The following is an 11,495-nucleotide window of genomic DNA, read 5'->3' as shown; positions in this document are numbered from 1 at the left end:
CAGACCCTGGCGGAGTGGGACGATGGCATGGCGACCCGCGCCTGAACCGCCTGACGAGCAGCTCCGTCAGGCGGCGTTGCGCGATCTGGGCTGGTTCAGCCCACACTGCGACGGCTTGACCGAAGCCGCGCCACTGGCCGCTTTGCGCGCTCTGGCGGATGCCGCTCGACGGCTGTGCGGCTGCCCGGTGGGGTGGCTGACCCTGGTCGGGGCCGATCACGCGTGTCAGGTGAGCGCCCACGACGAAGACGTACCCGCCGTTCGCACCGTGCCGCGGGCCGAAGCGATCTGCGCTCACGCCGTGGCCGCGAACGCGTTCCTGGAGGTGCCCGACGTCCGGCTCGATCCGCGGTTTGGCGTGGCGCCGGGGCAGCTCGATCTGATGTGCTTCTACGCCGCGGTGCCGCTTCGGCTGCAGGGGCATGCGGTGGGCACCTTGTGCGTCGCCAGCCCGCATCCGCACCGAATGGACGACGCGCAGCGGCAGCAGTTGGCCCAGTTGGCGGTGGCTGCCGAAGCGCTGATCGCTACCCAGCATGCACGCGAGCACCTCGACCGCGAGCGGCGGCGTCTGTCGGACTTGGCTCGCGCCTCCGGCGATTGGCTTTGGGAGCTCGATGCCGAGCTGTGCCATCGCTGGCTCTCCGATGATTTCGAGCGGCTGGCCGGCCTGCCGGTGTCGGCGTTGATCGGCCAGCCGCTTGTCGACGAGCCGTGCGTGGATGCGGGGGGCGAACCGGTGCCCAGCGGCGCGACGTTGCTCACGCGCATGGCGGCACGCCAGCCGCTGACGCGCGTGGTCACCCGGTTCGACACGCCACACCGTGGGGCGTTGTACATCTCGCGCAGCGCGGTGCCGGTGTTCGGTGAGCAGGGCCAGTTCGAAGGGTGGCGAGGCAGCGCCCGCGATGTCTCCGCGCAGATCCTGGCCACGCGGGAAACGCGCGAGCGCGACTTGCGCATGCATAAGCTGATGGCGCAATTGCCGGGAGCCGCTTTCCAGCTGCGCCTGGAGGCGGATGGCACCGACCCCCACTACCTGTATGTCAATGACGGCGTGCGAGTGTTGCTGGGCGATGGGGGGCAGACGCCGAGCTTGCGCCGCGTTGCTGCCGAGGATCGTGCCGCGCTGGTGGAGGCCGTGCTGGAGTCGATCCGCCAACTCACGCCGATGCGCGTGGAGTTTCGATTCCAGCGCGATGGCGAGCCACGCTGGCTCGAAACCCGCGCCACGCCGGAGCGGCAGGCCGACGGCCGCATCGTGTTCCACGGCTTCACCTGGGATGTGACCGAGCGCCGTCAAGCGCAGGACGCGCTGCGCGAGCATGAAGCGCTTCGTCTGGCGCACGACAGCGCCGAACGCGCCAGCCGTGCCAAGAGCGAATTCCTTTCGCGCGTCAGCCACGAGCTTCGCACCCCCTTGAATGCCATCATCGGCTTTGCGCAGTTGATGGGTCTGGATCGAGAGCAGCCCCTGATCAGCGCCCAGCGCCACCGGCTCGACGGCGTGCGCCAGGCCGGGCAGGCGCTGTTGACGCTGGTGGACGACGTCCTGGATCTGTCGCGCATCGAGCAGGGCACGCTGACACTGCGCAACGAAGCGCTCAGCCTCACCGAGCTGCTGCGCTCGAGCATCGAGGCGGTCCAACCGCTGGCTGTGGCGCGATCGGTGTCGATCCGGCTGGTGGTGCCGGCAGGCGCACGCGTGCAGGGGGATCCCGCGGCACTGGAGCAAGTCTTGGTCAACCTGCTGTCCAATGCGATCAAGTACAACCGATCAGGGGGCCGTGTCACCGTGACACTGCAGGAATCGACCATGGCGCCTGGCGTGGCCCAGGTGACGATCTGCGACCAGGGGGAAGGCCTTCGGCCCGACCAACTGGCGCAGCTGTTCCAGCCCTTCAATCGGCTTGGCGCAGAGCGTCGGCGCATCAGCGGCACCGGGCTGGGCTTGGTCATTGCCCGGGGATTGGCCAGAGCGATGGGGGGCGACATCGAGGCGCGCAGCGAGCCGGGGCGGGGCAGTTGCTTCGCGCTGAAGTTGATGGCGTCTGCGCAGGCGGGCGGGGCTGTCGCGCCCTCGGCCGATTCACAGTCCGGCCCGCAGAGCACCGATGGCGCCACGCGCCGGGTGGTTCTCTACGTCGAGGACGAACCGCTCAACGTGCTGCTGATGGAAGAGGTCTTCCGCACCCAGCCAGGATGGACCTTGCACGTCGCGCACGACGGCGGCAGTGGCGTTGACCGCGCGACCGAGCTGCGGCCCGACCTCGCGCTCATCGACATGAATCTGCCCGACATGAACGGGCTGGAAGTGCTGCGCCGCCTTCGTGCGCAGCCCGAGACGGCGGACTTGCTGTGCGTGGCACTGTCGGCCGATGCCATGAACGATCAGATCGCTGCGGCCCTCGCAGCAGGGTTCGACGACTACTGGACCAAGCCGATCGACCTGAACCGTCTGATCGAAGAGGTGCGCCGCGTGATCGACGCGCGGCGGGCTTTCGACGGCGCCTGACGGGCACAGAGGGGCCTCTTGAGCGGCATGGGCGGGCATTGAAGGGGCATAGCCCGCATTTACGCGATCAGGTGCGCGCCCTTTGACTCGATGAGCGGCCTTCCGGCCCGACCTGATGTCGCGTCGGCCATGAAAAAAGCCGGCGCATGCCGGCCCTTCAGCGGGAGGCCGGGCGGTCGTCACCGCCCGTCTCGATATCAGCTCAGGTGGCTGTTGATCAGCTTGGTCATCTCGAACATCGACACCTGTGCCTTCTTGAAGATTTCCTTCAGCTTGGCGTCGGCGTTGATCATCGTCTTCTTGGCCTTGTCTTGCAGGCCGTTTTTCTTGATGTACTCCCAGACCTTCTTGGTCACCTCGGTGCGCGGCACGGCCTTGTCGCCGATGATGGCCGCCAGCGCAGCGCTGGGGGTCATCGCCTTCATGAACGCAGCGTTCGGGGTGCGCTTCTTGGCCGGAGCGGCCTTCTTCGCGGGAGCGGCCTTCTTGGCCGGGGCTGCCTTCTTCGCAGGCGCCGCCTTCTTGGCGGGCGCAGCGGCCTTCTTCGCAGGCGCCGCCTTCTTGGCGGGTGCAGCCTTCTTCGCCGGGGCGGCCTTCTTGGCCGGAGCGGCCTTCTTCGCAGTTGCCATGTCGATTCTCTCCATCAAGTGAGGTGTTGATGTGCCGGGCCCGGGTGGAAGCCACGTGGACTTCCATTTCTCACAAGATCCGCAGCGACCCGAATGGTACTGCGTGTACGAGGGGCTGAGAAGCTGTTTTCCCTCGTAAAACACCCTTTGGTGCCCCGGAGTGACCCGCATTTGTCGCTCCTGGGCGTCACCTGGGTGCGTTCAGATACCGTCACCCGTATTTTCACGAGGGAAGCGGAAGCATTTCGATGCATTCCTTGAACGTGGCCCCACGCCGGCCCCACTTGCGCGCGTGGGCCGTGACCGCACAATGCCGCTGCGCCGAGCCCTGCATTGGCGACGAACGACAAGACTCTTGCCCACAAGGAAACGCCCTCGATGAAGCTGCTGGTCCGCTGGTTTCTCCTCGCCGCCGCACTGTTGCTCGTGGCCCATCTCTATGGGGGCGTGACGGTGGCGAGCTTCACTTCGGCCCTGGGCGCGGCGCTGGTGCTGGGTTTGCTCAACACGCTGGTGCGACCCCTGCTGGTGCTGCTGACCTTGCCGGTCACCTTGCTCACCCTCGGTCTGTTTCTCTTCGTGATCAACGCGCTGATGTTCTGGGCGGCTGCACGCCTGCTCGACGGCTTCGAGGTCGCCGGCTTTGGTGCGGCGCTCATCGGTTCGGTCATCTACAGCGCGTGCAGCATGGTGATCGACACCGCCGTCGAGCATCTGTTTGCGCGCAACGAATAGCCGGCGTCTTTGTCGGCGTACCATCCGCCGGCGCTCGCGCATCGCCATCTCCGACCCATGCACGTCCGTCGTGCCAGCCCTGAGGAGGGCCTAGCCATTACCACCTCGACATCGATTGAACTGACCGCCGGCGAGCTGCGCCTGGCATTGCGGCCCGACCTGGGCGGTTGCATGGCCGGCCTCTGGCTCGGCGACTTGCCGGTGCTGCGCAGCACCGAGCCCGCCGGTCTCGCGACCTCCCGCCTGGCGGGCAACTATCCGCTGGCGCCCTACTCGAATCGTCTGGGCTTTCGGCGCTTTCGCTGGATGGGGCATGACTACACCACGCAGCCCAACTTCGACGACAACCCTCATTCGGTGCACGGCGTGGCCTGGCAGCGCCCGTGGGCGGTGGTCTCCAGCGACGCCCAGCGCGCCGAGCTGAGCTATGAACACCAGCCCGATGCCCACTGGCCGTTCGCGTTTGAAGTGCGCCAGGTGTTCGAGCTGACGCCCGAATCGCTGACCACGCGCCTCATCATCACCAACCGCGCCGACATCCCGCAGCCGGTGGGCCTCGGTTGGCACCCGTACTTTCCCAAGCGCACGCGCAGCCGCCTCCACATCGAGCTCACCGACCGCTGGGAGCCCGACGCCAGTGGCCTGCCGACCCGCAAGGTGCCCCAGGCGGGCATCGACGGCGACATCGCACACCTCGACTTCGACAATTGCTTCGAGGGTTGGCGCGGCGACGCCAAGATCCGTGACGAGAAGATGCGGATGAGCCTGCGTGCCTCGACGCCGTATCTGGTGGTGTTCACCCCGCAGAACAAGCCGTACTTCTGCGTTGAGCCCGTCACGCATGTCAGCAACGCGATCCACATGGCTGATCCGCAGGCGCATGGCCTGCGCAAGCTGGCACCGGGCGAAACGTTCGAGGCCTGGTTCACGCTCGACATCGCCCGGGTATGAGTGCCCCGGCCGGATCCACGACGCTGTTCCAGGCCGAGCCGCTTCCGGTGGCGCCGTCGCTGCTCGGAGAGTCGCCGTTCTGGCATCCGACCGAATCGGCGCTCTATTGGTGCGACATCCCTGGGAAACGTCTGAACCGGTTCGACCCGGCGACAGGCGGTCACCGAGAGTGGGCATTCGACTGCGAGCCTTGCAGCATGGCGCCTCTCGTTGGCGGCCACCTGCTGCTGGCCATGCGGGATGGCCTGTGGGAATTCGACCCGGCCAGTGGTCGGCGACGCCTGCTGGCACCGCCACCGTACGACCCAGCGCTTGAGCGATTCAATGACGGCAAGGCCGACCCGCAGGGGCGCTTCTGGGTGGGCACCATCTACGAGCCGCGCGAGCCGGCGCTGGCGGCGCTCTATCGGTGGAGCGGTGGTCGTCTTGATCGCATCGCGGGTGACGTCACGGTCAGCAACGGGCTGGCTTGGAGCCCGAGCGGCCGCACGCTCTATTGGAGCGACACCAAGGCGCATCGGGTGCAGGCGCTGGACATGGATCCGGCGGATGGCACGGTCTCGCAGCGCCGGGTGTTTGCGCAGTTTGCGCTGAAGCAGCCGGACCAGCCGCTGGATGGCTATGGTGGCCGTCCAGACGGTGCGGCGGTCGACAGCGAGGGCTGCTACTGGGCTGCCATGTTCGAAGGGCAGCGCCTGGTGCGCCTGTCACCCGCTGGCGAGGTGTTGGGTGAAGTGCGTTTGCCGGTTCGCTGCGCGACCATGGTTTGCTTCGGCGACGCGGACCTGCGGACGCTCTACATCACCACGTCGCGGGAAAAGCGCCCGGCTGAAGAATTGGCGGCCCAACCTTGGGCGGGGCGCGTGCTCCGCATGCGGGTGGAGGTCCCCGGCCTGCCGGTGAACTTCGCGGTGCTGTGAGTTGACCTGACCGGGGCGGCCGACCAAGCGGCCGCGGCTGGACGGCCCCGAGACAATCGGCGGCGCCCCGCAGGCGCTCTGGCCGCTTGTTTCGGGCGCTGACCGGCTGCCCCGGGGCGATGCAAGGGGGTGCCCCGTCGTCGATGCGGTCGGGTGGTATCGAGCCCTTATGCGTTCCATATCCAACCCGAAGTAGGGCGTCATGGGGCGCGACAGGCTTTGCCCGTATAATCCCGAGGCTTTGCCGACCGCAGACTCCAATTCGGCCCCGAAGTCAGGCTTCAGGGCGCATCAGTCCCCTTCGCCCGCCGCCGCTCATGTCGAGTCGGCCACGCCGCGACGGGCCCGAGCTGATCGCTGGGACGATGAAGAGGATGAGGGCGCCAAGCCGCCGTTCAAGGCCCTGACCCGGGAAGAGGCTCAGGCCCTGTCGGCGCAAAACCCCGCTGTCTCACCATGGCGGGTGGTCGCTGCGCAAGCTGCGGTCGGGAGCGTCGTGGCTGTGCTTGCATGGCTGCTGATGGGTGAATCGTCGTATTTCTGGTCGGCGCTGTATGGCGCCGGCACGGTGGTCCTGCCGAGTGCTCTGATGGCGCGAGGCATGACCAGCCGACTCTCGAGCATGGCGCCGGGCGTGTCCGCGGTCAGCTTCATGCTCTGGGAGATGGTGAAGCTAGGAGTGTCGGTCGCCCTGCTCGTCGGGGCGCCGAAACTGGTGTCTCACTTGAGCTGGCCGGCGCTGCTGGTGGCTCTGGTGGTGTGCATCAAGGTGTATTGGGTCGCGCTCTCGTGGCGCGGCCGCAAGACGACAAGTTGAACGAACACGGAACGAGATTCATGGCAGCCGAAGGTCACGCCGCAGAAGCCGCAGAACACGCCCCCACCGCGGGCGAGTACATCGTTCACCACCTGACCCACGCCCGCAACAAGGAGCTGCACGGCCCCTTCGACCTGTCGGTCGTGTCGTGGGATTCGATGTTCTTCTCGATCGTCCTGGGCGTGCTGGGATGCTTCATCCTGTGGCGCGCAGCCCGTTCGGCCACCTCGGGCGTTCCCGGCCGTTTCCAAGCCGCCGTCGAGCTGCTGGTCGAGATGGTCGAATCCCAGGCCAAGGGCATCGTCCACAATGCGAACAGCCGCAAGCTGGTCGCCCCGCTGGCGCTGACCGTGTTCCTCTGGATCTTCCTGATGAACGCGATGGACCTGCTGCCGGTCGATCTGCTGCCCTTCATCTGGGAAAAGATCGTCGGCGCCACGGGTGGCGACCCGCACCATGCCTACCTGCGCTCGGTGCCCACCGCCGATCTGTCGGTGACCATGGGCCTGTCGGTCGGCGTGCTGATCACCTGCCTGGTCTACAACGTCAAGATCAAGGGCCTGGGCGGCTGGGTGCACGAGTTGTTCGCCGCCCCGTTCGGCGACCACTGGGCGCTGTACCCCTTCAACTTCCTGATGCAGATGATCGAGTTCGTCGCCAAGACGGTCTCGCACGGCATGCGTCTGTTCGGCAACATGTATGCCGGCGAACTCATCTTCCTGCTGATTGCCCTGATGGGCGGCGCCTGGGGCTCGGTCAGCACCGGCACCGGCATCGGCTTGGCGCTGGGCCACATCATCGCCGGCTCCGCCTGGGCGATCTTCCACATCCTGATCATCACCCTGCAGGCCTTCGTGTTCATGATGCTCACGCTGGTCTACATCGGTCAGGCTCACGACGCCCACTAACCAAAGCGGTCGTCCTCTCTTTCGTTTCCTTTCCTCCAACACAACCTTCTCGACTAGGAGTCATCATGGAAGTCATCAGCTTTGTTGCCCTCGCCGCCGGCCTGATCATTGGTCTGGGTGCCGTCGGTGCTTGTATCGGCATCGGCATCATGGGCAGCAAGTACCTCGAGTCGGCCGCTCGCCAGCCCGAGCTGATGGGCGAACTGCAGACCAAGATGTTCCTGCTGGCCGGCCTGATCGACGCGGCGTTCATCATCGGTACCGGTATCGCCCTGTGGTTCGCCACGGCCAACCCGTTCCTGGGCCAGATCGCCCAGGCCGTGGCTGCTGCCGCCAAGTAAACCGACACGGTCGTGTTGAGAGGCTCTGGGCGCGGTCAATCGCACCGCGCCCTTTGCTGAAGATCCCCGCCACCGTTTGAGGCAATCAAGTGAGCATCACCGGTACCCTCATCGTCCAGATGATCGTGTTCCTGATCCTGGTCTGGTTCACGATGAAATTCGTCTGGCCGCCGATCACCGCTGCGCTGGACGAGCGCGCGACAAAGATCCAGGCTGGCCTGTCGGCTGCTGACGTTGCGACGAAACGCCTGGCCGAAGCTGAGAAGCAAATTCAGGCACAGCTTTCAGCCGCGAAGGATGACGCTGCCAAGCGCCTGGCCGACGCCGAGCGTCTGGGTCAGCAGTTGGTCGAAGAAGCCAAGGCCCGCGCCAATGAAGAAGGCGCCAAGATCGTCGCCGCTGCCAAGGCCGAGGCCGAGCAAGAGTCCGTGAAGGCCCGTGAGGCCCTGCGCGAGCAGGTTGCCCTGTTGGCCATCAAGGGCGCCGAACAGATCCTGAAGCACGAAGTCAATGCTGGCGTGCACGCCGAACTGTTGACCCGCCTGAAGACGGAGCTGTAAATCATGGCTGAGCTCGCCACCATCGCCCGCCCCTACGCGGAAGCGCTGTTCAAAGCCAGTGCAGGCGAAGATGCCCGCGCCCTGGCCGACCAGCTTCAGACGCTGGGCCAGGTCGCCGGTCACGCGCAACTGCGCCAGTTCGCCGACAGCCCCAAGGTCAGTGCGGTCCAGGTGTTCGAGCTGGTCAGCGGCGTCGCCCGCCTGCAGCTGTCACCCAAGGTCGCCAACCTGCTGCGCACCGTCATCGAAAACGGTCGCCTGAATGCGCTGTCCGAGATCGCCGCGCAGTACCGCGCGCTGGTCAACGCCAGCACGGGGGTGTCTGACGCCAAGATCACCAGCGCTTTCGCGCTCGACGCGGGCCAACTGGCCGACGTTGTCGCGGTGCTGGAAAAGCGCTTCGGCCGCAAGCTGAATGCCAGCGTCACGGTCGACTCGTCATTGATCGGCGGCATTCGCGTCGAAGTCGGCGACGAGGTGCTCGACACCTCGGTCAAGGCCCGTCTCGATCAGATGCGCGTCGCGCTGACCCACTGAGAATCATCCGCAGCCCCGCGCTCACCCGGCAACCCCCTTACGGCCTCCCGCCCATTGCCACTGGCGCCTCACGCTTTCGGAGAAAGCAATGCAACTGAATCCCGCTGAAATTTCCGAACTGATCAAGAGCCGCATCGAAGGCCTGGGCGCCTCGACGGACATCCGCAACCAAGGCACCGTGGTCTCGGTGACCGACGGTATCGTCCGCGTGCACGGCCTGTCCGATGCGATGCAGGGCGAAATGCTCGAATTCCCCGCCGGCAAGGACGGCCAGCCGTCGTTCGGCCTGGCCCTGAACCTCGAGCGCGACTCGGTCGGCGCGGTGATCCTGGGCGAGTACGAACACATCTCCGAAGGCGACACCGTCAAGTGCACGGGCCGCATCCTGGAAGTGCCGGTGGGCCCCGAGCTGATCGGTCGCGTCGTGAACGCCCTTGGCCAGCCCATCGACGGCAAGGGCCCGATCAACGCCAAGATGACGGACGTGATCGAAAAGGTGGCGCCTGGCGTGATTGCCCGTAAGTCGGTGGACCAGCCGGTGCAGACCGGCCTGAAGTCGATCGACTCGATGGTGCCGATCGGCCGTGGCCAGCGTGAGCTGATCATCGGCGACCGCCAGACCGGCAAGACCGCGGTGGCGATCGACGCGATCATCAACCAGAAGGGTCAGAACATGACCTGCATCTACGTCGCGATCGGCCAGAAGGCTTCGTCGATCAAAAACGTGGTGCGCGCGCTGGAACAAGCCGGCGCGATGGAATACACGATCGTTGTCGCTGCTTCCGCCTCGGAATCGGCCGCCATGCAATACGTGTCGGCCTACTCGGGCTGCACGATGGGCGAGTACTTCCGTGACCGTGGTCAAGACGCCCTGATCGTCTATGACGACCTGTCCAAGCAAGCGGTGGCGTATCGCCAAGTGTCGCTGCTGCTGCGCCGTCCGCCGGGCCGCGAAGCCTTCCCTGGCGACGTGTTCTATCTCCACAGCCGTCTGCTGGAGCGTGCAGCGCGTGTCAACGCCGACTACGTCGAAGCCTTCACCAAGGGTGAGGTCAAGGGCAAGACCGGTTCGCTGACGGCGCTGCCCGTGATCGAAACCCAAGCTGGTGACGTGTCCGCCTTCGTGCCGACCAACGTGATCTCGATCACCGACGGCCAGATCTTCCTGGAAACCAGCCTGTTCAACGCCGGTATTCGCCCCGCGATCAACGCCGGTATCTCGGTGTCGCGCGTTGGTGGTGCCGCTCAGACGAAGCTGATCAAGGGCCTGTCCGGCGGTATCCGTACCGACTTGGCGCAGTACCGTGAACTGGCCGCGTTCGCTCAGTTCGCCTCGGACCTGGACGAAGCCACCCGCAAGCAGCTGGATCGCGGCGCGCGAGTGACCGAGTTGTTGAAGCAGGCCCAGTACTCCCCGCTGCCGATCAGCCTGATGGCCGCGACGCTGTTCGCAGTCAACAAGGGCTTCCTGGATTCGATCGATACCAAGAAGGTCTTGGCATTCGAGCACGGCTTGCACCAGCACCTGAAGGCCAGCCACGCGGCCCTGTTGGCCAAGCTCGAAGCCGACAAGGCATTCGACAAGGAAGGCAAGCTGGAAGCTGAGCTGAGCGCTGCCATCACTGCGTTCAAGAAGTCCTTCGCCTGAAGTCAGCCAGACACCTCTGATGAAGGAGAACCGTCATGGCGGTCGGTAAGGAAATACGCGGCAAGATCAAATCGGTGGAGAACACCAAGAAGATCACCAAGGCCATGGAGATGGTCGCCGCATCAAAGATGCGAAAGGCGCAGGAACGCATGCGTTCCGCGCGCCCCTACAGCGACAAGGTCCGCAACATCGCGGCGAACCTGTCGCAGGCCAACCCCGAGTACCAGTCGCCCTACATGCGCACTGGTGGCAAGTCGGGCAGCACGGGTTTCATCGTCGTCACGACCGACAAGGGTCTGTGCGGCGGTCTGAACACCAACGTGCTGCGCGCGGTCACCACCAAGATGCGTGAAGTGCAGTCGGCCGGTGGCAAGGTGCAGGCGGTCGCGATCGGAACCAAGGGCAACGGCTTCCTGAACCGCATCGGCGCACCGGTCGTGTCGCATGCGCTCGGTCTGGGCGATGCGCCCCAGATCGAGAAGCTGATCGGCCCGGTGAAGGTCATGCTCGATGCTTTCGTAGAGGGCAAGGTCGACGCCGTCTACCTGTGCTTCACGAGGTTCATCAACACGATGAAGCAGGAGCCGGTGGTCGAGCAACTGCTGCCGCTGTCGGCGGGCCAGTTGGCCCAGACGGAGGAGGAGAAGAAGGCCTACGGGTGGGACTACCTGTACGAGCCGGACGCCGCCACCGTGATCGACGAGCTGCTGACCCGCTACATCGAGGCATTGGTCTACCAGGCCGTGGCCGAGAACATGGCGTCCGAGCAGTCGGCACGCATGGTGGCCATGAAGGCCGCGACCGACAACGCCGGCACGCTGATCGGCGAGCTGAAGCTGGTCTACAACAAGACCCGCCAAGCCGCGATCACGAAGGAACTCTCCGAAATCGTTGGTGGCGCTGCCGCCATCGGTGGTTGAGCCTCGGCCCACGT

At 65.6% G+C, this 11,495-nt stretch carries 12 protein-coding genes; 11 read left to right on the top strand and 1 reads right to left on the bottom strand.

Annotated elements, in window-relative coordinates:
- The first annotated feature begins 22 nt into the window (after positions 1–22).
- A complete protein-coding gene (locus tag AACH06_RS26600) occupies positions 23–2,515 on the top strand; it encodes an ATP-binding protein (protein ID WP_341428841.1) in 2,493 nt (830 codons plus the stop codon).
- A 197-nt stretch (positions 2,516–2,712) separates the two neighbouring features.
- Here the strand turns inward: AACH06_RS26600 and AACH06_RS26595 are convergent, their stop codons facing one another.
- Positions 2,713–3,144: an SWIB/MDM2 domain-containing protein gene (locus AACH06_RS26595; RefSeq protein WP_341428840.1), complete on the bottom strand. Its 432-nt coding sequence runs from the start codon at positions 3,142–3,144 to the stop codon at positions 2,713–2,715.
- Positions 3,145–3,522: 378 nt separating this feature from the next.
- Here AACH06_RS26595 and AACH06_RS26590 point away from each other — a divergent pair, with 378 nt between their 5' ends.
- The 10 genes from AACH06_RS26590 to atpG all read left to right on the top strand — a co-directional run bounded on the left by AACH06_RS26590 (position 3,523) and on the right by atpG (position 11,481).
- Entirely contained in the window at positions 3,523–3,879 is a 357-nt protein-coding gene (locus AACH06_RS26590; RefSeq protein WP_341428839.1) for a phage holin family protein, read from the top strand.
- 57 nt (positions 3,880–3,936) lie between these two features.
- Positions 3,937–4,830, top strand: a complete 894-nt coding sequence (locus tag AACH06_RS26585) for an aldose 1-epimerase (protein ID WP_341428838.1) — start codon at positions 3,937–3,939, stop codon at positions 4,828–4,830.
- Positions 4,827–5,750, top strand: a complete 924-nt coding sequence (locus AACH06_RS26580) for an SMP-30/gluconolactonase/LRE family protein (RefSeq protein ID WP_341428837.1) — start codon at positions 4,827–4,829, stop codon at positions 5,748–5,750. Before AACH06_RS26585 ends, AACH06_RS26580 begins: the two co-directional genes overlap by 4 nt.
- A gap of 202 nt (positions 5,751–5,952) precedes the next feature.
- On the top strand, positions 5,953–6,567 hold the full coding sequence (locus AACH06_RS26575) for an ATP synthase subunit I (RefSeq protein WP_341428836.1): 615 nt from the start codon (positions 5,953–5,955) through the stop codon (positions 6,565–6,567).
- A gap of 20 nt (positions 6,568–6,587) precedes the next feature.
- Positions 6,588–7,475 carry a F0F1 ATP synthase subunit A gene (atpB, locus tag AACH06_RS26570; protein WP_341428835.1) on the top strand — a complete coding sequence of 296 codons (888 nt, stop codon included), beginning with the start codon at positions 6,588–6,590 and terminating at the stop codon, positions 7,473–7,475.
- 65 nt (positions 7,476–7,540) lie between these two features.
- The gene (gene atpE, locus AACH06_RS26565) at positions 7,541–7,816 is read left to right on the top strand and encodes a F0F1 ATP synthase subunit C (RefSeq protein WP_423222090.1); all 276 of its coding nucleotides are present in this window, start codon (positions 7,541–7,543) and stop codon (positions 7,814–7,816) included.
- Between the two features lie 89 nt (positions 7,817–7,905).
- A complete protein-coding gene (locus tag AACH06_RS26560) occupies positions 7,906–8,376 on the top strand; it encodes a F0F1 ATP synthase subunit B (protein ID WP_341428834.1) in 471 nt (156 codons plus the stop codon).
- Positions 8,377–8,379: 3 nt separating this feature from the next.
- Entirely contained in the window at positions 8,380–8,913 is a 534-nt protein-coding gene (locus AACH06_RS26555) for a F0F1 ATP synthase subunit delta (RefSeq protein ID WP_341428833.1), read from the top strand.
- A gap of 88 nt (positions 8,914–9,001) precedes the next feature.
- Complete coding sequence (gene atpA / locus AACH06_RS26550) at positions 9,002–10,561, top strand: F0F1 ATP synthase subunit alpha (protein WP_341428832.1); 1,560 nt, start codon at positions 9,002–9,004, stop codon at positions 10,559–10,561.
- Between the two features lie 35 nt (positions 10,562–10,596).
- Positions 10,597–11,481 (top strand): F0F1 ATP synthase subunit gamma, encoded by an 885-nt coding sequence (atpG, locus tag AACH06_RS26545; protein WP_341428831.1) that lies wholly within the window; start codon positions 10,597–10,599, stop codon positions 11,479–11,481.
- Positions 11,482–11,495 lie beyond the last annotated feature (14 nt).

It is taken from the genome of Ideonella lacteola, assembly GCF_038066555.1.
GTDB classification, from domain to species: Bacteria; Pseudomonadota; Gammaproteobacteria; order Burkholderiales; family Burkholderiaceae_C; genus Ideonella; species Ideonella lacteola.
The sequence above is the reverse complement of the archived record's forward strand: the minus strand, read 5'-3'. Positions and strand labels throughout refer to the sequence as shown.

Excerpts from the sequence above, each read along its gene's own strand:
- AACH06_RS26595 (WP_341428840.1), bottom strand. The coding sequence starts at position 3,144 with ATGGCAACTGCGAAGAAGGCCGCTCCGGCCAAGAAGGCCGCCCCGGCG.
- atpE (WP_423222090.1), top strand. The coding sequence starts at position 7,541 with ATGGAAGTCATCAGCTTTGTTGCCCTCGCCGCCGGCCTGATCATTGGT.
- atpB (WP_341428835.1), top strand. The coding sequence starts at position 6,588 with ATGGCAGCCGAAGGTCACGCCGCAGAAGCCGCAGAACACGCCCCCACC.
- AACH06_RS26575 (WP_341428836.1), top strand. The coding sequence starts at position 5,953 with ATGGGGCGCGACAGGCTTTGCCCGTATAATCCCGAGGCTTTGCCGACC.
- atpA (WP_341428832.1), top strand. The coding sequence starts at position 9,002 with ATGCAACTGAATCCCGCTGAAATTTCCGAACTGATCAAGAGCCGCATC.
- atpG (WP_341428831.1), top strand. The coding sequence starts at position 10,597 with ATGGCGGTCGGTAAGGAAATACGCGGCAAGATCAAATCGGTGGAGAAC.
- AACH06_RS26600 (WP_341428841.1), top strand. The coding sequence starts at position 23 with ATGGCATGGCGACCCGCGCCTGAACCGCCTGACGAGCAGCTCCGTCAG.
- AACH06_RS26580 (WP_341428837.1), top strand. The coding sequence starts at position 4,827 with ATGAGTGCCCCGGCCGGATCCACGACGCTGTTCCAGGCCGAGCCGCTT.
- AACH06_RS26555 (WP_341428833.1), top strand. The coding sequence starts at position 8,380 with ATGGCTGAGCTCGCCACCATCGCCCGCCCCTACGCGGAAGCGCTGTTC.
- AACH06_RS26585 (WP_341428838.1), top strand. The coding sequence starts at position 3,937 with ATGCACGTCCGTCGTGCCAGCCCTGAGGAGGGCCTAGCCATTACCACC.
- AACH06_RS26590 (WP_341428839.1), top strand. The coding sequence starts at position 3,523 with ATGAAGCTGCTGGTCCGCTGGTTTCTCCTCGCCGCCGCACTGTTGCTC.